This is a genomic window from Candidatus Flexicrinis affinis (assembly GCA_016716525.1).
GTDB classification, from domain to species: domain Bacteria; phylum Chloroflexota; class Anaerolineae; order Aggregatilineales; family Phototrophicaceae; genus Flexicrinis; species Flexicrinis affinis.
In genome coordinates this window covers 25,569-46,411 of record JADJWE010000004.1, presented here as the reverse complement: position 1 = coordinate 46,411, position 20,843 = coordinate 25,569, and the positions used below count along the sequence as shown (strand labels likewise).

Sequence of the window (20,843 nt, the reverse complement as noted above, 5' to 3'; positions counted from 1 at the left end):
TACATACACACAGGCCGGAGTACGACGCACTCCGGCCTGTGTGGCGATCAAGGGTGTGGCGGTTCGGGGCTAGCTGCCGTTCCCCCGGAACCCGGCGGGCGACTGCGGCACTGGCAGCGCCTCCAGCGACCGCGGCGATCCTGCCGGTTGGTCGAGGTACAGCGATACGACGTCAACCGTGAGCTTGCCGGACGTGCTCTTGTGCTTAATGAAGACGTTGTACTTCTTCACCGCCCCGCTGGTCAAGAGGTCGAAGGTCACGAAGTCGGCGAACCCGGCATTGGCTGCCACAAGGTTGGCCTGTATCTTCTGGGTCGCGGTACCGTCGCTGTATTTCACCTTGACGCCAGCCGTGGCGTCCACAACAGACCCGGACTTGTACAGCATCCAGAACACCAATGGACTGCCTGTCGCCTCGCTGCCGGCCGGCGCGATGGCCTGCTTCAACTGGCTGTTCTCCGACGTGCCGCCCTTGAAGACGAAGGCGCAGTTGCGCTCGGCGCTGTAGAACTTATTCTTCGCCGGCTTGTTGCACTTGACCTTGTCGTCCGCGCGTGACGCCGGACCGCTGACAATGGACCAGTCCGTGCCGTTGACCGGGGTTTCGAAACCGCCGTTTTGAAGCAGGTAGGTGATCGTCGCCGAATTCGCGTTGGGGTCGTCGTTCGCGATGTCCATATTGCCGGTGCCATCGACGATCGTGACGGCCGGGTCGCTCACGCCGGTCACGACGATCTGCACGCTCTCGTCCGGCTCAACCACCTCGTCGCACAGGATGATCACTGGCACCTCGACGAACGGCTGCGCCGGCGTGAGCGTGACGCTGCCCGACGCGTCTACGTAGTCCTCGCCGGCGGTTGCGGACGTCGACGACAACTCCCAGTCCACCGTGACACTGCCTGAGGCGAGGTTGAACACCGAAATGATCGGTTTGGTGACGTAGAAGGGCATGGGGCTGCATTCATAGCCGCCGGCATCGGTGACCGATACGATCGGCGACGGCAGCGGATCGTCGTCGTCCATGATCGTGCCGATGCCTACACCGTCGCTGATCGTTCCGCCGTTCATGCTGACCAGCTCGACCGCAAACGTCTCGTTCGGTTCGTCGGTCGCGTCGCACAGGACGATGACGGTGATCGGCTGATACAGCTGGCCGATGGCGAACGTCACGGTGCCGCTCTTGGCCAGATAGTCCGAACCGGCTGTCGCTGTCAAGTCGGACGTTTCATAGTCGAAGCTGACCGGCCCCGTCGCGGCTTGGTCGAGATTGACCGGGAAGGTGATTGACGTGGACCCGGCGCCGGAGCATTCGGTGGTGATCGAGTCGCCCACGGTCGCGGCTGGCACGACCGGCGCGCTGTCGTCGTCCTCAAGCGTGACGGTGGCCGAGGAGTCCGCGATCGTACTGAACGTCGACGCAGTCAGGTTGACGGCAAACGTCTCGTCCGGCTCGACCGTGTTGTCGCACACGATGTCGATGCCGATCGTCTTGGACGTCTCAAGGATGCCGAAGGTCACGGTGCCGGTTTTTGCCACGTAGTCCGACCCGGCCAGCGCCGTGATGTCCGCCGTCTCGAAGTCCACGTCCACGTCCATCGTCAGGCCGAACGATAGGTTGACGGTCACGTTGGCGGTAAAGGTGCCCCCGCCGCTGCACTCGGACGCTGTCAGGTCGGAGATGGAGACTGCCGGGCCGGTGTCCGTATCGAGGAGCGTGCCCACACCCGTGCCGTCCGCAACGGTCAGGCTATTCGGCGACGTGAGGCTGACGTTGAACGTTTCGTTCGCTTCGGGGATGTCGTCACAATAGGTGTAGACGACAAACGGCCGAGTCGTTTCTCCGGTACTGAACCATACCGTCGTCTGGTGATATTCGTAGTCGTCGATCGCGAGGGCCGTACCCGGTATCGTGGTAGCAATGACACTCGCGGGCCCCGGCGCGGGCTCGGACAGCGAAAGCGTGAAGGTCATCGTCGTATTGCCAGTCGGGCCGTCGCATTCGGTGATGCTCTGGTCGCTTACGCTGACGGCCGGCACGCTGGCAGAGTCGTCGTTCAGGATCGTCACCGGGTAGTCGAGATAGGCGGCGTCGCCGGGCAGATAGAAGTTCGCCTCGTCCGCGGCCGGCGAGATACGGATCGCGAACGTCTCGTCGGACTCGACCGTTGTGTCGCCGAACACGGTCAGGTCAAAGCTCATCGAGCCGGTGCTGGCGGGGATCGTCAGCGGCGAGAATGTCGACAGCGCCTGATAGTCGGACCCGGCGACCGCCGTGCTGTCGACTGTGCTCACCATGAACGCGCCGTCCAGCTCCGTCGGGGACGCGAACGCCACCGTCACCGTGAACGTCGTATTGCCGCTGTCGCCCTCAGTCTGCGTCGGGGTCGTGACGGTAATCGACGGCTTCGGGTCGTCGTTGATAATCTCGCCAAAGCCGCCGCCGTCGGCGATCGTCGCATTCACCGGGTCGGACAAGCTGACCGAGAAGGATTCGCTGCCCTCGAAGAGGTCGTCGCAGCGCATCTCGACCATGAACACGCCCTGCGAATTGCCCGGCGGGATGTTCAACGTGCCGCTGCTGTAGTCGTAGTCCACGTTCTCGACCGCCGTATCGGGGAACGTCTCCCAGTCGACCGAGACGGTGTTGCTGGCAATGCTGGACAGCGTGACCACAAACGGCAGATCGCGGCTGTAGCCGTCCGTGCACTCGTACCCGGCCGGGTCGTTGATGGTCAACGACGGCACGATTTCGTCGTCGTCGATGATGTAGAACGAGACCTCACGACCGTTGAGGAAGTTCTCGGTGTAGTTCGGGTCGGTGCTGGTGTAGTTGTTGCTGATCGTGCAGGCGTGGAAGCCTTCGGCTGCCGTATCCTGTACGACGGTCGCAAGCACAGCCTGCTCGCTGGCGTAGTTGGTCGGCGTGAAGGTGAGCGTGTCGCTGAAATTGTCGCACTGGCCGACGGTGCTTCCGCCAAACGGCTGGGACGGCGTGAGCGTCACGTTGGCGGTTGGCCGGCGCGTCAGGCGCACAGTGTAGAAGATCGAGTCGCCTTCCTCCAGCGGCTGGCTGACGGTGCTGGTGTTGATGCCGAGGCCGTACTCGTCAATGATCAGTGCGTAGCCGGTGAAGCCCGCGCCGTTCCCAATCCCACCGACGTTCATCGTGTAATTGTCGATCGCAAGGTCAAAGCCGAACGTATTGCCGGCAGTACTCGAATACGGAAGTTGGGCGGCGGCGAAAAACGGCTGACCGCTGCCGGTCCCGGTGCGTTCCAGCACCGTCACCTTGTCGAGCCCCGGCGACGCGACGACGGCGCGCAGCGTATCCTGCCGGTCGATGGCGACGACGGCGCCGAATGCACTGCCGAACGATCCGCTCAGGTCGCCCAACGTGTTGATCAGCTGGAAGCCGTTCGCGGTCGTCTCGGCAAACATGAACGCCTTGCCGAGCCCGAAAGTCGTCGGCATGCCCACGAAGAACAGATCTTCGAACACGCCGTCGTAGACATCAACACTGAGCCCGAAGACGTTGCTGGCGGCGACTTCGGGGGCTTCGATGGCCTGATCGAAGGCGAACGTTCCGCCCCCGCCCTTGCGATAGATCCACGCCCGTCCCGTATCGCTCGGGGCCGTGTCCGATTCACGCCAATTCGGCTGGCCCACCAGCAGGATATCGCCGTCAAGCGCCAGTCCGAAGCCGAAGCTGGTGCCCGACAAGGCCACCCCTTCGGGCTGAGTGAACGTCTGCACTTCGGACCACGTAGTGCCGCCAAACGAGTAAATCTTCACCATACCACGGTAGTCGTCGTAGGCCGGATCGCTGGCGACCGCATAGTTGCCGTCGAGTGCGACGTCCGCGCCGAATTCTCCGTCAAGCACGGTGAAGAAGCTACGGAAGATCCACGTGCCGCCAACGTATTCGTAGAAGAAGATGGCCCCTTGCTCCGGGCTGTTGATGACCCTGCGCGGCGCACCGACGACGAGCTTTGTCCCGTCAATGGCGACGCTCACGCCGAACTGCTGGTTATCGATGTCGCCGGTGAACCCGGTTGGCGTCGGCGACGCGAGCGTCAGCGTCTGCTCCAACGTCCACACCGGCCCGGGCGTAAACGTGCGCCGGTAGATGTAGACAGCGCCGGAGAACGGCTCGTTATTCACATACGTTAGCGGTGCGCCGACGACCGCCACGTCACCGTCGATATCGACGCTGTAGCCGACGAACGCGCCAAGATCGAGGTTGGGCACGAGTTCCTGTGTGAACACGAAGTCGCTGGCGATCGGGTTGCGTGGTCCAGCGAGGGGGACCGGAAGCGGATCGCCGCCCTGAGCGGGCGGACCGTGCGAGGCGCCGTTCATCGTGGACAGCGCCGTCAAGAGGAGGACCAGAATTAGGAATCGACGCAGCATGTTCGCTCTCCGAACTGAGAATGGCTTCAGTCCGCATGGTAGGGCCGGTCGAACCGCCATGTCGATTCACCCGCGGGTGTAGATTCGGGTGTAGATTGCGCTCTACACCGGCCCAACGATACAGGTCGGCCCATCCTCGACGTCCATATGACGGATGTCACGTCCTGCGTATGACAATCGGCGCTTAGGCACGCGAACCGGTCGGCGTACGCTCAAGGTAGGGCGCATAGGCACCCGCACCGGGGAAGTGGGACCCGCCGCGGTCGGGTCAACGAGATATGGATGTCGCACACGGGTGGTGCCTCGATCGACGCGGGCAGCACCCGTGTGTCGAATCCAAAGGAGCCCCCCATGCGCAACCCATCATCTCGGTGGACGATTGGCGCCCTGACCGTGACGGCACTCGTCTTCTTAACACTCCATACCGCGGGCCAGGCACCACGCTTGCGCGAACCGTTCGATATCCCCGATCCGCCGGGGTGGGTACTGCACGACGGCGCGATGGTCGAAGGCGGCATCCTGTACGTTCCCTCCGACGCGTTCGCGGCGTGGCAGATCGACCTCGCGGACGGTGCGCTTGCCATCCGCCTGCGCCTGCTTGGCGACGGTGAGCTGGTGGTCGGGTACGCGGTGAGCGAGGCAGGCCGCTACACGCTGGCCTTGCACCGCGAATTCCTGACCCTGCAGCGCGAGGCGGACGGCGTGGTGCGGGAGCTTGCCGGTGGCCCGCCGGGGATCATGACTAAGCAATGGACAGAGCTCGTCATCCATGTGCAAGGCGGCACGCATGCGGTCGCCATCGACGGCCAGTCTCGCCTGACCGCGCTCGACCCAACACCACTGCCCGCAGGCGGAGTAACTTTGCAAGCGCGCGGGGGCGCGGCTGGCGAGTTCGATGACGTGCTGCAGCAGACCGTGGATGCGGGCGCTCCGGGCATCCCGACGCCCCCACAGACGCCGGCCGACGCGCCGGCCTACGAGTCCACGACATGGGTTCGGCTGGGCGGCCCCCCGGGCGGGCTGGGCTATGACATCCGCATGCGCCCCGATCGGCCGGACGAGATGTACGTCACGGACGCGCGCGCCGGGATCTTCAAGAGTACCGACGGCGGGATGACCTGGTACGCCACCAACAGCAGCACTATGGCGTTCGGCCCGGAGGAGATGATCCCGATCTTCTGCGCGACGATCGATCCACACGACTACAACGTCGTGTGGGTCGGGACGCAGGTGAGCGGCCATCTCTACCGTACGCCTGACGGCGGCGAACACTGGGAAGCGCGCGATACCGGGATCCCGCATGACGGACGCTCTTTGCGCGGAATCACCATCGACCCCAATGACCCGCATGTCGTCTACGTCGGCCTCGAAGTCGACGTCGGCGTATGGCAGCGCGAACACCCGGAAGCCAGTGCAGAAGTAGCAGGCGGCGAGGTCTACAAGTCGACCGACACCGGCCTCACGTGGACGCGCATCTGGCAGGGGCCCAACGTGGCACGGTACGTCTGGATCGACCCGCGCAACTCGAACCGGGTGTACGTATCGACCGGCATTTTCGACCGCATCCCGGCCAACTCGGACTTCGCGGCGGGGGATCGCGGCGGGGTCGGTGTGCTGCGCAGCGATGACGGCGGGCAGACGTGGACGGCGCTCGACGAACGCAATGGGCTTGGCGGGCGAGTCATCCCCAGCCTGTACATGCACCCGACCGATCCGGACACGCTCATCGCGGCCGTGTACGGGGCGAATGAAGGGAGTGGTGTCTTCGCGACATACGACGGCGGAGACACGTGGCAGCAAATGTTGGTCTATACGACCGGCATGCACAATGTGGAGATCGCTGAGAGCAACCCGGACATCTGGTATGCCGCGACCGAGGATAGGGCGTTTCGCAGCGACGATGCCGGCCGGACATGGCAGCAATACGTCCTCGCCACCCCGGATCACGGTGCCGGTATGCCGATCGACTTGCAAGTGGACCCGCGCGATCCGTATCGGGTGTTCGTCAACAACTACGGGGGCTCGAACTTCGTGAGCACCGACGGCGGCGCAACGTGGGTTGATGCCAGCAGCGGTTACACCGGGGCGTCGATCGGCGTGTTCGTGCTGCCAGACGATGCCGTGTTGGCGGAGGCCAATACCGGGGTCTTCCGCAGCACCGACGGCGGGGAAACGTGGCTCGGCCTGACGGTCACAGAGACCCCGCCGCCGCCACGCGAACCGGCGCAGCATCTCGTGTTGGGAGCAGCCGGTGACGTGCTGCACAGCACCGACGGGGGTGTGACCTGGAGTCGCATCCGCTTCATCAATCTGCTGGCCGAGGTCGAGGCGGGCCGGATCGGCAACGACGTATTGGCGTCGCGCATCGCCGTCGCCCCATCCGACCCTCAGACGATGTACCTGACCTTCCACGATGGCCTGTGTGCCACCGCTTCCGACGAGGCCTGTCTGATCGCGATGCCCGGATTCTTCCGTTCGACAGACGGCGGATACACGTGGGAAAAGCGGGTCGGGGGCCCATTCGAGCGCGTTTCGACTCGGCGTATCGTAGTGCATCCGCACGATGCGCGGCGGTTGTTCGCCGCGACGGGCGAGGGTCTGTATCGAAGCGACGACGGCGGGGACAGCTGGCAGCTTGTCTCAGCCCTGTCGGACGCCGCGGCGCAGATCACGATCTGGGATACCGACAGCTACCTGTCGCGCTCGGACGCGGTGATCGCAACCGAGGTCGCCTTCGACCCGGCGAACCCCGATATTCTGTATGCTGCTATCCTGCAGAAAGGCGTGTTTCGCAGCGACGACGGCGGCGCGACGTGGCGCACTGCGGCCTACGGCATGGACCCCAACGAGCCGATCATGGCGCTCGTCGCCGATCCAGATCGACCGGGCGTGCTGTATGCGGCCTCCAAATGGTCGGGCGTGTTCGTGTCGATGGACCATGCGCAGACGTGGCAGCTGATCGACGACGGGTTTGACAACACGCCGATTAGTCTGGCGCTCTCGACCGACGGCTCAACCTTGTATGCCGGATCGTTTAGCGGCGGCACGTGGCGGCTTGGCCCGGGCGTACCAGCCCGCTAGCCGGTTGATTCTGCGCGGCGCGCTGTCCGGCCTGTCGTCATCGCGGCGGCTCCGCGGGGACAACCCGCCTGCCGTAGACCGCGGTGGAGCCTTGGAGAACCCGATGTCCAATCTGCTGCCTCTGCTGATTCGCGTGATGTGCGCTGTGGCGCTCGCCGCGCTGCTGGTGGGTCCCGCCTACACGCAGTCCAGCGCTCCCATCACCGGCATAGTGGTGGACAGCCGCGGGCCGGTTGCCGGCGCAACGGTGCGTGTGCAAACCACGTCGAACGCCGCGACCACGGACGCGTCCGGCCGCTTTGTGCTGTCCGTAGACGGCACAGACCCGTACACGCTCACCGCATGGGCAGAAGGGTACTTCTGTGCTGGCCCGGTCGAGGCGTTCGCCGGAGACCACGATGTCGAGCTCCGGCTGATCGCTCACAACACGACGGACAACCCAGACTACGAATGGCTGCCGTCGCTCAACGCCCCGGGCGCCGGTGAACACCAAGGCTGCGCCGCATGCCACAGCGCGGTGGGGACCGCCTTCGCCGTACACGCTGCCGGCGGATGAGTGGGTGCTGGATGCGCATTCGCAGAGCGCCATCAATCCGCGATTCCTCACCATGTACGCCGGCGCTGACGTTGACGGAAACCAGAGCCCGATCACGCGCTACGTCTCCGCCAAGGACTACGGCACACGTCCGCTCGGCCCCGACCCCAACCTGCCCTACTACGGCCCGGGCTACAAGCTCGATTTCCCAGGCACGGCAGGCAACTGCGCAGCGTGCCACACCCCAATGGCGGCGGCTAACGCGCCTTACGGCGTCGATCCGCGGCAGGTCGCGGGTGTCGATGCGGAAGGAATCGGGTGCGACTTCTGTCACAAGGTCTGGTCGGTGTCGCTCGACGCGCGCACCGGCCTGCCCTATGCGAACATGCCGGGCGTGCTGTCCTACGCGTTCCGCCGGCCGGACGAAGGCCACCAGTTCTTCGCCGGGCCGTTCGACGATGTCGCCCCCGGTGAGGACACGTACTCGGCCGTGCAGACGGAGAGCGCCTTCTGCGCGCCGTGTCACTACGGCGTGTTCTGGGATACGGTGGTCTACGATTCGTTCGGCGAGTGGCTCGCCAGCCCGTACAGCGACCCGATCACCGGACAGACGTGTCAGGACTGCCACATGCCACGGCTGGGCGTGCCGACGTTCGCGCTGCCGGAACAAGGCGGGCTGGTCCGCGACTCGCAGACAATATACAGCCATCGCATGCCCGGCGCGCCGGATACGGCGCTGCTGGAAGCCACGTTGGAGCTTGCGGTTGTCGCCCGGCGCGACGGCGAGCAGTTGTACGTGCACGTGGACGTCGCCAATGCCGGAGCGGGCCACCATGTCCCGACCGATTCGCCGCTGCGCCAGGTGCTGCTGACCGTTTCAGTCGCAGACCCCGACATGATGCCCGTCGATCTCCTCTCGGGGCCGGTACTCCCGTCGTGGTCGGGCGATCTGGCTGGACATCCCGGCCTGTACTTCGCCAAGATCCTGCAGGAACGCTGGACAGAACTCTATCCGAGCGGCGCGTACTGGATGCCGACGCGCATCCGTGAGGACACACGCCTTCCCGCGCTGGGCAGCACCACGGCGGATTTTGTCTTCGGGACGACGGGCGACGGGCCCGTACACGTCGAGGTTCGGGCTGTGCTGCGGCGCGCGTTCTACGACCTTATGCAGCAGAAGGGATGGACTCAGCCCGACATTGAAATGGAGCGCGTGATGCTTCGGGTGCCGTAGGCAGCTTCGCGCCGGTGACCGCTGTGTATCACTCCGGCTGATCGGCCTCGGATCTGACCTTCTTCGCGACCTTTTGCGCCACCAGCGCGAATCCCGCCGCTGGATTGGCGATCGTCGCAACGACCACCTCGAAGACGTCCGAGAGAGTCGCCCGGATCGCTTGCAGGCGCTTCGCCAGCACGGCTTCCTCGGCGTTCTCGCCTTTGGCTGTTTCGGCCTTCAGCCCTTCCACCGACACCGATGCCAGTTTCCGCTCATAGTCGTCGGACAGCGCCGCCACACGCTCGTCAAGCAAGGCAAACAGGGCGTCCGCACTCTGCAAGGACTCGGAGGCCGACGCGTCCTGACGGATATCGACCCGGGCACGCGCGCGGTTGTGCTCCCCCTGCTGGGCGACGCCTATCACATTTCCGCTCCCCGAGATGTTGAGGTGATGCGAATCCTTTTGGTTCTTGTTTTCGTCGGTCATAGTCCCCTCCGATCTGAAGCTGACTCGGCGCTTTCCAGTCGATTCCGGGCAGCGCGGTGCCGTGCGAAGTCCATTACTTCGACACGACGTCTTGCGGCTCGTCGATGCTCTCCAGCACATGCATATCCACGGATTCGGGATCCGCAGGCCGCGGTGGCGCAGCGCGTGGTACCGGCGCACCTGCCGGCAGACTGACGCTACCGGTCGTCGTATTGGCGGTCCCCTGCGCGATGGCGCCGATAATGTTGCCCGAACCGAGGATGTTGCTGACGTAGTTGGACTGAACGAAGTTGATCGGGTTATTGCGATAGGCGCTCACATCGATACCGAGATCCTCGAGCGCGTCGAGCAGTGCGGCGAAGAACTGGTTCTGGTAGATGTCAAGCCACGCGTTGATGTCAAACTGGTCGTACGTGAAGTCGATCATCGCGGCAATCCGCGCGCGAACGCTGTGCGCGCCGCGTGCCCAACGGATCCACCAATCAAATATCGTGAGCGGCGCGCTCAGCACGAACACGACCGCATCACCTAGACGAACCTTCCCGCGCAGCATGATCCACCACACAAGATGCTGGCTCATGTAGTGACGGGAGACGTGGAAAATCGTCGAGATCGTCGTTTCAAGCGTCGTGGTGTACTGCGCCACGAGAAACTGCTTGTCGTATTTCGCTGCGGGATCGACATCGCTGATTGTGACCCGATCGGAGCCGAGCTGGAATCGATCTTTCAACAGCCGGGCGATCAGGTCAAGAACCTTGCTCTCGTCCATGTCATTTCGGCTGTCGAGCCCGTCGGTGCTGAAGACAAGTTGGGCGCCTTTGCCCTCCAGCTGAATGCCATAGGCGTGAAAGGGCCCGTTCCGGGTAAAACGATACAGGCTGCGTTCGCGCGTCTCACGGCGCAGGGCGAACAGCGCATAACCCGAGCAAAACACCAGCCAGATCAGCGTGACGGAGCTGCCGAATAGACTGAGCAGCACGAAGACAATGTATACGCCGAGTGCCGCGGTCCCCACCCCGCCCGAGATGGCGATGCGAAGCCAACTCGACCGCGTCACACTCTGAATCATGCTCAACAGCGCTGCGATGATCAGGGCCAAAAGGGCACCGCCCAAGAGAATCGAAAGTATGTAATCCAGTCCAAAGCCTTCCATAAGTCTCACCTGCCTGATTGCGCGATGACCCGACGCGTGAGGTCGCGCCAAGATGTACCGCATCCGTCCTATACACGATTCCTGCCCGGATTGGCTCCGTGCTGCGCACAGCCGACTATGTGGAGATGCCGGTCGACGACTGGGAAGCACAGGCACAACGTAACACAGGGGCATCTGCACGCGGCAAGGCACAGACTCGCCGGCGGAACGTACGCGCTGGTTGGCCTGTCAACGAGGTTTTGCGAGGGAGACTACCAGCAGGAGATGAGCTTGGGGTGCACGGCGCGCTGTCCGTCATCGGGGGTCTGACCTCGCGGGTGTTTGATCTCATTGTATACCCGTTTTCTGACGCGCCGCCTTCCCGATGATGTGTGGCAGGGCCGCGGAATCAAAAGTCCGGCGTTCAGTGCCTCGGGTAGGGGGTCAATCCGCCGCGTCCCCCTTAACACGCTGCCCACCACCACGACATCGAGTGCTCCAACCGGACCTAACGCAAAGAAGTGCTGGTTATGCATTTGTTTCGCTCGCTCAAGGAGGTGCGCCAATGGATTGACGGATGGATCGCCCTTTACATTCATGACCGGCCACACGACGCACTCGGTGGGCTACCCCCTGCTGAGTACGCCGCATTGGCCACGTTAGGCACCACTTCTGACTTGTAGCAACGTTCGCGTATCTGAAGGAATTGTCAGATAAGGCGAAGCGCGGGCAGCGAGTGCCCCCTCAGAAATGCGAACATCCAGCACCTCTGAGGATGCTGGATGTTCGGACTGGCTCCAATCTGTCTCCACACTGTCTCCACAGCCTGGATTCGAACCAGGAACCCATCGGTTAACAGCCGATTGCTCTGCCGTTGAGCTACTGTGGAATAGCACTCGGTAGAGTATCAAAGCCCCGGGAGGCTGTCAAGATAAAACCACCGTCGCTGGGGGCCGTCCCCGCACGCCTTACTCAGCGACGAGGATTTCCTCGAGAAACGTCATCGGGTTGGTCACCGCGCGCCGCACCGGGCAGCGCCGCATGATCTCTTGTATGCGCGTGCGCTGATCTTCGGTCAAATCGCCGATCAGCTCGATCTTCTCGACGACCTCGTGTGCAAACTGCGACTCTTCGGTCGGCTTGCGCTCCATCTCCAGCGAAATGGCGACGTCCTCCAGCGGCCATCCCTTGCGTGCCGCGTACATCTTCGCCGTGATCGCCGCGCATGCACCCAGCGCGCCCAGCAGCAATTCCTCGGGCGTCGCGCCCTTGTCGGTGCCACCCTCGTCCACCGATGAATCGGCGTACCACGTATGTTCTCCTGCCGTAATCGTCGTAAGGTGCCCGCCGTGGGTGCGGACCTTGGTGCTGTACATGAATATCTCCTTTAGAGCGCTAACGCCCCGCTTGTGAAACATATCTCAAGTCTATAGACAAAGGCGGACGGCCGCCCCTTACATCTCAGTCCAATTCCCTCACCGACTTCGCATTATCCCTCGCTGACGACTACAATCGTCCACTCACGCACCATACACGGGGAGCGCCCATGTTCAATACGGCAATCCTTGAACTGCTGATCGGTCTGGTCTTCATCTACAGCCTGACGGCCATTCTCGTCACGCAGATCAACACCCTACTCACCAACGCCCGCAACCTGCGCGCTCAGAACCTCAAAGAGGGCCTGATCGAGATGGTGGGCGACCGCACGCTGCAAGCGGAGATCCTGTCCATCCCCTGATCAAACTGGTCGACTCGTCCAAGCTGGCGATGATGTCGCTGGAGTGCCGACGTCGACACCACCGACCAACCCTCGACGCGCCGCTGACCCGCGTCGCCGACATCGCGCCGGAGACGTTTGTCGAGGCGCTGTGAGCATCCTCACCGTGCGCGCCTTCGGCCCGGTCGAGCAAGCGGCCCGCGCGCTGCCGCATTCCGAAGCCAAGCGCCGCATCCTCGGCTTGCTCGGCGACCTGCAGGCCGATCCGTCCGATGAGCGACTGGCCGCCCTGCGTCAGGCCGTCAACGCCATGCCCGAACTGCCCGGTGCTCCGACCTTGCTGCGCCAGCGCTTCGACGCGCTGCAAGGCGCCTATGCCGAAGTCCGCAGCCGAAACGCACAGATGATCCCGCTGCTGATCGGCATGTCGCGTATCGAAACACCGCCCTTCCGCGAGGCGATGCAGGTCGTCCTGTACTCCGCCAATTCGCTGGAGGCCGCCTTCGACAAGCTGCGCGCGTGGTTCAACGACGGCATGCAGCGCTCGTCTAACTTGTTCCGCGAGAAGCTGCAGCGCATGTCGCTGATCGTAGGCTGCGCGCTGGTCGTGCTGCTCAACGTCGACACACTGGCGATCACGCAAGATTTGTGGGACGACCCGGGCCTGCGCGCGTCGGTGGCCGCAGCGGCGCGTGCCGCCGCCAACAGCGACCTCGCCGACGATGCCGACGCGGCATCGACATCGACATCGACATCGCCGGGCGTGATCGACACCGTGCTGGACGCGCAGCGTACCGCCCAGCAGCTGCTGCGGCTGGAAATTCCGCTGGGCTGGAGCTTTCTGCCGCTGACGCCGGACATGGCCGACGAAGCCGCCGCGCTCGGCCTGCGCGACCCGCACGACGACCCCGGCAACCTGTGGAACCTGTGGCCCCCCAACGGCAACCCGCGATGGTTCTCGCTGCTCATGCTCAAGCTGATCGGGCTGGCGGTCTCGGCCATCGCCGCGGCACAGGGCGCGCCGTTCTGGTTCGACCTGCTGCGCAAGATCACCTCTCGCAGTTCGTCGAGCGCATAGCGCGCTAAGAGACAGTTTGATAAGGGGCTTTCAGGTTGGGACGCTGTCCCAAACCCTGCCGGAAGGCTTTCGCCCTCCGGCCTCCCGTACTCGCGGATTGTCCTCGCGTGCGAGGACAATCCGCAGAGATGGGGTCAAGGGGTGCAAACCCCTTGTGGAGGTGGAGGCAACGCCTGCACTACTTCTCAATCGGCTTCAGCCGTGTCCATGGAACCTCTACGTGCCGGCCGGTGTATACCGGGTGACGATACGCTTCGAGGAGAAGGAACCATGGCGTGGATCCGGGAACACTGGCGCTGGGCGCTGTTGAACGTAGCGGCGCTGACTATCTTCGTCGTTCTGCTCGTACGCGCGGCGACGGCCACCGGCAGCAGCGGGCTGCTTCGGCCCGCACGCCCAGGAGATGCTCGACGCGGGCAAATGGGCGATCCGCTTCTTGCTCGTCTCGCTGGCGATCACGCCGGTGTACCGTATGCTCGGCTGGCGAAGCGCCATCCCGCTGCGCAAATCGGCCGGGCTGTGGGCGTTCGGCTTCGGCGCGCTGCACTTCACCATGTACTTGACTGAACGCAACGTGTTCAACTGCGTCGGCTGCCCGGAGTGGTGGCGGCCCTTCCTGAGCACCAATTACCTGCTCACCGGCGCGATCGTGCTGGCGATCCTGTCGGTCATGGCGCTCACGTCCAACCGGCTTGCGATGCGCACGCTCGGCAAGAACTGGAAGCGCCTACACCGTCTGGTGTACGCCGCCGGCATCATCGCCGTCGTACACGGCGTGCTGGCCGCGCAGTTCAGCAAGAAGGTGCTGGTGCTCGACCCGAACGCGCAGTTCGAACTGATCGTGTACGGCGTAATCCTCGCGGTCCTGCTGCTGCTGCGCGTGCCGGCCGTGCGCAACGCCATCGGCTTGACCGGCCGCACGGGCGGATCGAAGCGACGCGGCCTCGCACAAGCAGGCGATTGAGGCATGCCCGAGGCGGATCTGACGGCGGACTCTGCGCTGATCGCGCGCGTCAGGCAGGCGACGCGGCCGCGCGCAACCGGCTGGTGGAGCAGCATCGTGAGGCGGTCTTTCGGCTGGCCTACCTGCTGCTCGGCAGCGCCGACGACGCCGAGGACGTCGCGCAGGAGACGTTCATCCGCGCCTTCGCCCGGCTCGACCGCCTCGACCCGGCCCGGCCCGCGCGCCCGTGGTTCCTGCGCATCGCTGCCAATCTGGCGCGCAACCGCTACCGCGCGTGGTGGCGCTACCGCCGCCGCACCGATCAGTTCACGGCCGAGGCCGGGGAGCGTATCAGCAGCCCGGAAGCAGAGACGCATCAGCAGATGCAGGCGAGGGAGTTATGGCACGCCGTACAGCGCTTGCCGCGCAAGCAGCAGGAGGTCGTCTACCTGCGTTATTTCCTCGACCTTTCGGTGCAGGAGACCGCCGAGGCGCTGAGCGTCCCGGAAGGCACGGTCAAGTCGCGCCAGCACCGCGCGCTGATCGCCCTGCGCGACCTGATCGAAGCCGACTATCCCGGACTGGTGGAGGGTATGGCATGACCGACTTTGAACAACAGCTCCGCGAACGCGCCGCGTCATTCGCCTATCCGCCGACGCCGGCGATCCGCTGGTCGCGCCGGCAGACGATTGCGTTCCAGCGCCAGCGCACGCTGCGGTGGGCGCTCGCCGGCGCGCTGCTGCTGATGCTCGTGCCGCTGTACGTCGCGCTCGAACAGATCCGCGTCGGCATGGTGCATATCGCCGTCGACGCCGACGCCACGCTGACCGCGCCGCCCCTCGCGTTGGCGGACATCCCCGGCGCGACCACGCTCGATGCCGCCCGCGCGCCTTCCGGTCCCGATCCGCCTGCCCGCCGCACTGCCCGCGCCCGATGCCGTGTTCATGCAAGCCGAAGACCGGGTCGTGATCGCGGCGTGGCTGTCCGACGACCGTACTGCGATCGAGTGGTTGCTGTATGTCATCGCCACCGGCGACGGTTATGGTATAAAGTGGTACCGGAGATTCTCCGAGACGACGGTGGGCGACCTGTCCGCGGTCTGGACGACTCAGTCGCACGTCGTGATGTTCGGCCTCGACGCCGCCTTGCTGCCCGATCTGTCGTACGAGACGTTGAGCGGCGTGCTGGTGTGGGAAGACGGCGCGATCACGTACCGCCTCGAAACCAGCGCCGACCTCGAAACCGCGCGTGCCGTCGCCGAGTCGCTCCGGTAACTCGCCTGCCCGACGGGACCGCCCGTGCCTGTACCTGTGTGATGGATTCTGCCGATTTCGCGTTTCTCACCTCGCCTGACGGCATCGCCGCGCTGGCCGACCTCGCTGACGAGGACGTGTCGGAGTCGGCGGCGCTGGCCCTGATCACGCGCCTGCGCAAGTCGTATAGCCGCGAGCAGGCCGCCGCGCTGGTGGACCAGATGCGCCTGCGCCGCGCCGCGATCGACAAGTTCGGCTCAACCGCCGACCGGATGCTCTTCACCCGCGACGCGCTGGAACAGGCGTCCGATCCGGCAGTGCGCAGTTACCGTGCCGCGTCGGTGGCCGAGACGGGCGCCCACTCGATCATCGACGCGTGCTGCGGAATCGGCAGCGATTCGCTGGCGTTCGCGCAGGCCGGGCTGGACGTGCTCGGCGTCGACCTCGACCCGGTGCGCATCGAGCTCGCGCGCCACAACGCGGCCGTGCTGGGCCTGCCCAACGCCCGCTTCGCTGTCCACGACGTCACGCGTGGACTGCCCGAACCCGCCGATCTCGTCTTTTTCGATCCGGCACGCCGTGCGGACGGGAAGCGTATCTACCACGTCGAGGGTATCAGCCGCCGCTGTCGACCGTGCGCGACTGGGACGCGCGCTCGGTGTGGGCCAAGCTCTCGCCCGGCGTCGACCTGAGCGAGACCGCCCCGTATGGCGGCACCGTGGAATTCATCTCGGCGGACGGCGCGCTGAAAGAGGCGCTGCTCAAGACCGGCCCGCTGCCGCAAACGACCTCGGCCGTACTCCTCACCGACGGGGACGTCCTGCGCTGGGGTCACGCGCCGCGCGACGCCGGCCTCCTGTCACCGAACCGCAAGCGTGGCTGATCGAACCCGACCCGGCGATCATCCGCGCCGGCCTCGTCCAGCCGCTCGGCGAGGCACTCGGCGCGGCGCTGCTCGACCCGGAGATCGCCTATCTCACCAGCGCGGCCCGCCCCGACTCGCCGTGGGCGCGCGCGTGGCAGATCGTCGACTGGATGCCGTTCAATCTCAAGGCGCTCAAGCAGTACGTTCGGACACACAACATCGGCCGCATCACGGTCAAGAAGCGCGGTCACGCCATGACGCCGGAAGCCCTGCTCGCCGCGCCTCAAGCAGGGCTGTCCGCCCCGGCGTGTCGGCCCTACATCCCCTCTGTGTGCTCGCTCTTCCTCTGTGGTCTCTGTGCCCTCTGTTTTGCCGGACACGGCGGTGCCGTGTCACTCCGGGACGATGGTCCTGACCCTATTGACAATACTCGCGGGGGGGGGGTAAGCTAATGTAATGATATAGTGGTTATACATGCTGTTTAGAGACAAGCGTGTGAACCACTTGTTCTGGAGGTGTACGATGAATGCACGCCGAGTTATCACGGTTTCCGCGCTGATGCTGGTTCTCCCTGGTCGTCCTTCCACTGTCAGCCCAGCCACTGCCGCCGGAACCCTTTCCCGAACCCTCGCTGGCTGAGTCCATCGCCGAAATTCAACCGATGGCGATCAAGTACCGGATCGCGATGATCGCCGACCCGGACTCCGTCGCGATCGATCTGGAGGCGCGCAATCTGGCGCCGGACTTTCTGCAATCGACCTTCGGCATCGACACGTACGACTCGATTTCCGCGTTCGTCTCTGGCGAAGTCGAGCGCCCCGACGGCCTGATCCTCATCGGCGATATCTGGAGAGGCTTCAATACAGATAATGTGGCGTGGCTGCGTGATGCCTATTACCGAGGCACCGTGCTGGGAATCGTGAACGTGACGTCGGACGACGTCCGCGCTCTGATGGGATTGAACTGCCGGGACATCCGGTTGGTCGAGTACAAGTATCCCGACGAAGATCACTATGCCGTAATGACATTCTCTGCTCACACGGTGCTTGAAAGCGACCGGCAGCGCGTGATCGAGGCGTATCAACAGTGCAAGGATGAAGACGCTGCTGATCTGGTTGGCCCGCTCAGCCTCGGCTTAGGAAGCGGGGCAAACACGTTGATGCACACACTGGCTGGTGTTGAATTGGTCGGCTCAGTGGTAGGTCAGATTGCCTCAAACCAGGAAGGACAATTCAGCGAGGAAGAACGTCAGTCCGTTCTCGATTGGCTCGGCATTGACGGCGAGTAGTCAACAGTAAGGAGGAATATGATGTCTCGCAGATATCTAGCCTGGATTGCAGCTGTTGTTGCCGGTGTGGGAGTCGTATCGAGCCTCATGTTCTCTACGGGCATGGTAACGACGGCATACCCATTCCTAACTCCGCTGCCGACCCGTCCGTACGAACATGATTACAATGACACTCTCGTGATGTACCCCGGCAATAACGACTACTTCTCTGGCGTGATCAACGGGGCTTCGCAATTTCCGCAATATCTTTACTCACATAGTACGCTGTTATGGCCAGGTCTGTATTGGTACCCAACTTACGTGATGGATGTCATCAAGAGCGACTTTCGGGCGATCGACGTAACTGATCCTGACAACAAGTGCAAGACGTGGTTGCGAAAGGTCTGTAAGTGGTCGAACGGCGATCTCTGCCAGCGAACCCACGAAACTCAATCGGTTCGCTATTCCGGGAAGCGGAGGTGTCTACTACGTGACCAAGCATAAGTTCAAGACATTCGAGACAGACGACATTCCCCCGTTCCCCGCGTTTACTGGCGTCCATTACGCCGTCTGGCCCTCGATGTACTATGACAGCATTATCAACATGTATGTTCCACTGACTCGAGAGGAAATTACGTTCAAGGGCCAAGTGGGTAACCGAGAGAATCTGGGACCACTTAACTGCGCAGGTCCCTACTAGCGGAAACCGAGTTGCGATTGACCGCTCCACCGACTCGTGCCTCAGGTTCCCGGCATAACACACCTACGGCTCGACGGCGCTGATGATCACGCCGACTGTGCTGGGGATCACGCGGATTTCGTCCGGCTCGTCGGTGCCGAAGCTGACCGTGACGACAGGCTGAAGGTCGTAGGTGCCGGGGGCGAGTTGTGTCACGTCGACTGTGACCACGATCTCATCCGCGGTCAGGGTGTCGATCAGCGGTTGGGGACCGGTCACCAGCACGGTCACGAGGCTCGGGATCACACGCACGGAACCGACCGTCCCGGTCACAGTGACTTCGATGTCATCGAGCTGGACCTGCGAGATCCGCGCCTCGATGACGATGTCGACCGTGATCGTCTGACCTTCTAGCAGCGTGACCTCGCCGTTGGCGAGCGCATCCGGCAGACGTACCGGCACGTTGATCGTGAAGCTTTCGGTGCGGTCGGTCAGATCGATGGTCGCGGTATCGAGCAGGTCGGGCAGCAGCGCCAACGCCGCGGCCGAACCGCGCAGAGTCGCCGTCTGCGGCGTGTACGTCTCCAGCCGCACCACGTACCCGTCAGCCAAGCTTTCGAAGTCGATCTGCGGGCGGATCGGCAGCGCCACGACATCTTCGCGCTGGCGGATCTCGATGGTGACCTCCACCGTATCGGCGCCGAGCACAACGTCGCTGAGGATCGTGCCGTTCGCGTTAACCGCCGACACGCCCACCAACCGGCTGAACGTCGTCCGCTCTTCGCTGAGGTCGACGGTCGCGCGGATGCGGTCGACGCGGTCGACCTGCGCCAGCGTGCCGGTCACCAGCACTTGTGTTTGGCCGAGCTGCGGTTCGCCGCGCTGATAGCCCGGCGGTGGCTCGCCGATAATCTCGACCACGACCGGCTTTTGGCGGGCCTGCCGCTGTTCGAGCGTCACGGTGAGCTGCGCAGGGCGCGTGTCCACGGTGGCCTGCCGTGCCGTCGACACCTGCAGCGGGACCGCGTGCGTCCCGGCATTGTAATTGCTCAGGTCGGCGCGCACCGTCAGGTCTTCGGGCGTCATGCGCTCGATGGTGGACTGGCGCGCGCGCACCTCCACCGCAACCATCCGCCGCAAAGACGTGCGGTTGGTGATGATCATCGCGTCGTTCTCGATCAACTGGATCGGAACATTGTTGAACACCGTCACACGGATCGGGTCGACTTGCAGCGTAGCGACGACCCACACCATAAAGGCGAGCGCCAGCGAAGCGATGAACCACGGCACGTTGCCGCGAATGCGTCGAATCATGCGGCTGCCTTCGGCGGCTTGCGGCGCAGGGCCGAACTTACGCGCAGTCGCAGGCGGCTCAGCGCGCCGATCGAGCCGACCGTCTGCGGGCTGTAGAAACTCTCGAGCAGGGAACGCAGGCGGTCGATCTCAAGGCGCAGCACGATACGTCCGCCCTGCGTCAGCGCGATGCGTCCCGTCTCCTCGCTGACCAGCACGCAGATCGCGTCGCTGACCTCGCTGATCCCGAGCGCGGCGCGGTGGCGCGTGCCCATCTTGCGGTTCGGCAGGTTGCGGCTTGCGGTCAGCGGCAGCACGGCGCCCGCCGCTGCCACCCGGCCGTCGCGGCTGATGATGACCGCGCCGTCATGCAGTTCGGTTTTCGGCCAGAACACGGTGAGCAGAAGCTGCGACGTGACCTGCGCGTTAAGTGGGATGCCGGTGCGCACGAAGTCGCCGAGCGTGCTCTCGCGTTCAAGCACGATCAGCGCGCCGTGCCGCCGCTCCGACAGCTTGTCGACCGCCTGACAGATTTCCTCGATGATCTCGGCGTGCAGGCTTTCGGTGCGCTGCTGAGTGGTGTTGAAGATCGACCCGCGCCCGATCTGTTCAAGGGCGCGCCGCAGCTCCGGCTGAAAAATCACCGGGATCGCCACCGCCACGACGGTGAGCAGGTTGGAGATGACCCAACCCAGCGCCTGAAGCTGAAACAGCGACGACAGCACGACCAGCACGACGATCAGCAGCAGCGTGCCGCGCAGCAGCGCGACCGCCTGAGTACCCCGGAACAGCAAGCTGGCGCCGAAGAACAGGAATGCGACGATCAGAATATCGATGATCGAGCGCAGGTCGAAGTTTTCGAGCGCCCACAGCAGTTCCACGGCAGT

Annotated in this window: 19 protein-coding genes and 1 tRNA gene; 12 read left to right on the top strand and 8 right to left on the bottom strand. The window is 64.0% G+C overall.

Annotation, left to right across the window (positions count from 1 at the left end; translation table 11 throughout):
* Positions 1–69: 69 nt before the first annotated feature.
* Positions 70–4,410 (bottom strand): hypothetical protein, encoded by a 4,341-nt coding sequence (locus IPM16_12655; GenBank protein ID MBK9123947.1) that lies wholly within the window; start codon positions 4,408–4,410, stop codon positions 70–72.
* 351 nt (positions 4,411–4,761) lie between these two features.
* Between IPM16_12655 and IPM16_12650 the strand changes: the two genes are divergently transcribed.
* From IPM16_12650 to IPM16_12640, 3 genes are read left to right on the top strand one after another with little or no spacing between them, the layout of a single operon-like run.
* Complete coding sequence (locus IPM16_12650) at positions 4,762–7,491, top strand: hypothetical protein (GenBank protein MBK9123946.1); 2,730 nt, start codon at positions 4,762–4,764, stop codon at positions 7,489–7,491.
* Positions 7,433–8,047 carry a carboxypeptidase regulatory-like domain-containing protein gene (locus tag IPM16_12645; GenBank protein ID MBK9123945.1) on the top strand — a complete coding sequence of 205 codons (615 nt, stop codon included), beginning with the start codon at positions 7,433–7,435 and terminating at the stop codon, positions 8,045–8,047. The genes IPM16_12650 and IPM16_12645 overlap by 59 nt, the downstream gene beginning before the upstream one ends.
* Before the next feature lie 4 nt (positions 8,048–8,051).
* The gene (locus IPM16_12640; GenBank protein MBK9123944.1) at positions 8,052–9,260 is read left to right on the top strand and encodes a hypothetical protein; all 1,209 of its coding nucleotides are present in this window, start codon (positions 8,052–8,054) and stop codon (positions 9,258–9,260) included.
* A 28-nt stretch (positions 9,261–9,288) separates the two neighbouring features.
* On the opposite strand, the gene IPM16_12635 is transcribed toward IPM16_12640, so the two are convergent.
* Both IPM16_12635 and IPM16_12630 read right to left on the bottom strand, forming a co-directional pair.
* Positions 9,289–9,729 (bottom strand): hypothetical protein, encoded by a 441-nt coding sequence (locus tag IPM16_12635; GenBank protein ID MBK9123943.1) that lies wholly within the window; start codon positions 9,727–9,729, stop codon positions 9,289–9,291.
* Between the two features lie 73 nt (positions 9,730–9,802).
* On the bottom strand, positions 9,803–10,882 hold the full coding sequence (locus tag IPM16_12630) for a hypothetical protein (GenBank protein ID MBK9123942.1): 1,080 nt from the start codon (positions 10,880–10,882) through the stop codon (positions 9,803–9,805).
* A 509-nt stretch (positions 10,883–11,391) separates the two neighbouring features.
* Between IPM16_12630 and IPM16_12625 the strand changes: the two genes are divergently transcribed.
* A complete protein-coding gene (locus tag IPM16_12625; GenBank protein MBK9123941.1) occupies positions 11,392–11,544 on the top strand; it encodes a transposase in 153 nt (50 codons plus the stop codon).
* 134 nt (positions 11,545–11,678) lie between these two features.
* Here the strand turns inward: IPM16_12625 and IPM16_12620 are convergent.
* Together IPM16_12620 and IPM16_12615 are read right to left on the bottom strand one after the other, a co-directional pair.
* Positions 11,679–11,750: transfer RNA gene (locus tag IPM16_12620), tRNA-Asn, on the bottom strand.
* Between the two features lie 79 nt (positions 11,751–11,829).
* Positions 11,830–12,237 (bottom strand): OsmC family protein, encoded by a 408-nt coding sequence (locus tag IPM16_12615; GenBank protein MBK9123940.1) that lies wholly within the window; start codon positions 12,235–12,237, stop codon positions 11,830–11,832.
* Positions 12,238–12,407: 170 nt separating this feature from the next.
* On the opposite strand from IPM16_12615, the gene IPM16_12610 reads away from it, so the two are divergent.
* From IPM16_12610 to IPM16_12595, 4 genes are all read left to right on the top strand, one after another.
* Positions 12,408–12,599 (top strand): hypothetical protein, encoded by a 192-nt coding sequence (locus tag IPM16_12610; protein MBK9123939.1) that lies wholly within the window; start codon positions 12,408–12,410, stop codon positions 12,597–12,599.
* A gap of 130 nt (positions 12,600–12,729) precedes the next feature.
* Positions 12,730–13,656, top strand: coding sequence for a hypothetical protein (locus IPM16_12605; protein ID MBK9123938.1), 927 nt, complete (start codon positions 12,730–12,732; stop codon positions 13,654–13,656).
* A gap of 403 nt (positions 13,657–14,059) precedes the next feature.
* Positions 14,060–14,620, top strand: coding sequence for a ferric reductase-like transmembrane domain-containing protein (locus IPM16_12600; GenBank protein MBK9123937.1), 561 nt, complete (start codon positions 14,060–14,062; stop codon positions 14,618–14,620).
* 83 nt (positions 14,621–14,703) lie between these two features.
* On the top strand, positions 14,704–15,201 hold the full coding sequence (locus IPM16_12595) for a sigma-70 family RNA polymerase sigma factor (GenBank protein MBK9123936.1): 498 nt from the start codon (positions 14,704–14,706) through the stop codon (positions 15,199–15,201).
* Between the two features lie 43 nt (positions 15,202–15,244).
* On the opposite strand, the gene IPM16_12590 is transcribed toward IPM16_12595, so the two are convergent.
* Complete coding sequence (locus tag IPM16_12590) at positions 15,245–15,454, bottom strand: hypothetical protein (GenBank protein ID MBK9123935.1); 210 nt, start codon at positions 15,452–15,454, stop codon at positions 15,245–15,247.
* A 20-nt stretch (positions 15,455–15,474) separates the two neighbouring features.
* Here IPM16_12590 and IPM16_12585 point away from each other — a divergent pair, with 20 nt between their 5' ends.
* The 4 genes from IPM16_12585 (at position 15,475) to IPM16_12570 (ending at position 18,005) form a co-directional block, all read left to right on the top strand.
* Positions 15,475–15,873 (top strand): hypothetical protein, encoded by a 399-nt coding sequence (locus IPM16_12585; GenBank protein ID MBK9123934.1) that lies wholly within the window; start codon positions 15,475–15,477, stop codon positions 15,871–15,873.
* Positions 15,874–15,914: 41 nt separating this feature from the next.
* Positions 15,915–16,544: a methyltransferase domain-containing protein gene (locus IPM16_12580; protein ID MBK9123933.1), complete on the top strand. Its 630-nt coding sequence runs from the start codon at positions 15,915–15,917 to the stop codon at positions 16,542–16,544.
* On the top strand, positions 16,513–17,169 hold the full coding sequence (locus IPM16_12575; protein MBK9123932.1) for a hypothetical protein: 657 nt from the start codon (positions 16,513–16,515) through the stop codon (positions 17,167–17,169). Before IPM16_12580 ends, IPM16_12575 begins: the two co-directional genes overlap by 32 nt.
* 209 nt (positions 17,170–17,378) lie before the next feature.
* Positions 17,379–18,005: a hypothetical protein gene (locus tag IPM16_12570; GenBank protein ID MBK9123931.1), complete on the top strand. Its 627-nt coding sequence runs from the start codon at positions 17,379–17,381 to the stop codon at positions 18,003–18,005.
* 742 nt (positions 18,006–18,747) lie between these two features.
* Here the strand turns inward: IPM16_12570 and IPM16_12565 are convergent.
* Both IPM16_12565 and IPM16_12560 read right to left on the bottom strand, forming a co-directional pair.
* Positions 18,748–19,977: a hypothetical protein gene (locus tag IPM16_12565; protein ID MBK9123930.1), complete on the bottom strand. Its 1,230-nt coding sequence runs from the start codon at positions 19,975–19,977 to the stop codon at positions 18,748–18,750.
* Positions 19,974–20,837 carry a TIGR00159 family protein gene (locus IPM16_12560; GenBank protein ID MBK9123929.1) on the bottom strand — a complete coding sequence of 288 codons (864 nt, stop codon included), beginning with the start codon at positions 20,835–20,837 and terminating at the stop codon, positions 19,974–19,976. Before IPM16_12560 ends, IPM16_12565 begins: the two co-directional genes overlap by 4 nt.
* Positions 20,838–20,843: the final 6 nt, after the last annotated feature.

Excerpts from the sequence above, each read along its gene's own strand:
- IPM16_12655 (MBK9123947.1), bottom strand. The coding sequence starts at position 4,410 with ATGCTGCGTCGATTCCTAATTCTGGTCCTCCTCTTGACGGCGCTGTCC.
- IPM16_12650 (MBK9123946.1), top strand. The coding sequence starts at position 4,762 with ATGCGCAACCCATCATCTCGGTGGACGATTGGCGCCCTGACCGTGACG.
- IPM16_12645 (MBK9123945.1), top strand. The coding sequence starts at position 7,433 with ATGCCGGATCGTTTAGCGGCGGCACGTGGCGGCTTGGCCCGGGCGTAC.
- IPM16_12635 (MBK9123943.1), bottom strand. The coding sequence starts at position 9,729 with ATGACCGACGAAAACAAGAACCAAAAGGATTCGCATCACCTCAACATC.
- IPM16_12630 (MBK9123942.1), bottom strand. The coding sequence starts at position 10,882 with ATGGAAGGCTTTGGACTGGATTACATACTTTCGATTCTCTTGGGCGGT.
- IPM16_12625 (MBK9123941.1), top strand. The coding sequence starts at position 11,392 with ATGCATTTGTTTCGCTCGCTCAAGGAGGTGCGCCAATGGATTGACGGA.
- IPM16_12615 (MBK9123940.1), bottom strand. The coding sequence starts at position 12,237 with ATGTACAGCACCAAGGTCCGCACCCACGGCGGGCACCTTACGACGATT.
- IPM16_12610 (MBK9123939.1), top strand. The coding sequence starts at position 12,408 with ATGTTCAATACGGCAATCCTTGAACTGCTGATCGGTCTGGTCTTCATC.
- IPM16_12600 (MBK9123937.1), top strand. The coding sequence starts at position 14,060 with ATGCTCGACGCGGGCAAATGGGCGATCCGCTTCTTGCTCGTCTCGCTG.
- IPM16_12590 (MBK9123935.1), bottom strand. The coding sequence starts at position 15,454 with ATGTCCGCCAACGCGAGGGGCGGCGCGGTCAGCGTGGCGTCGGCGTCG.
- IPM16_12585 (MBK9123934.1), top strand. The coding sequence starts at position 15,475 with ATGCCGCCCGCGCGCCTTCCGGTCCCGATCCGCCTGCCCGCCGCACTG.
- IPM16_12580 (MBK9123933.1), top strand. The coding sequence starts at position 15,915 with ATGGATTCTGCCGATTTCGCGTTTCTCACCTCGCCTGACGGCATCGCC.
- IPM16_12570 (MBK9123931.1), top strand. The coding sequence starts at position 17,379 with ATGGCGATCAAGTACCGGATCGCGATGATCGCCGACCCGGACTCCGTC.
- IPM16_12565 (MBK9123930.1), bottom strand. The coding sequence starts at position 19,977 with ATGATTCGACGCATTCGCGGCAACGTGCCGTGGTTCATCGCTTCGCTG.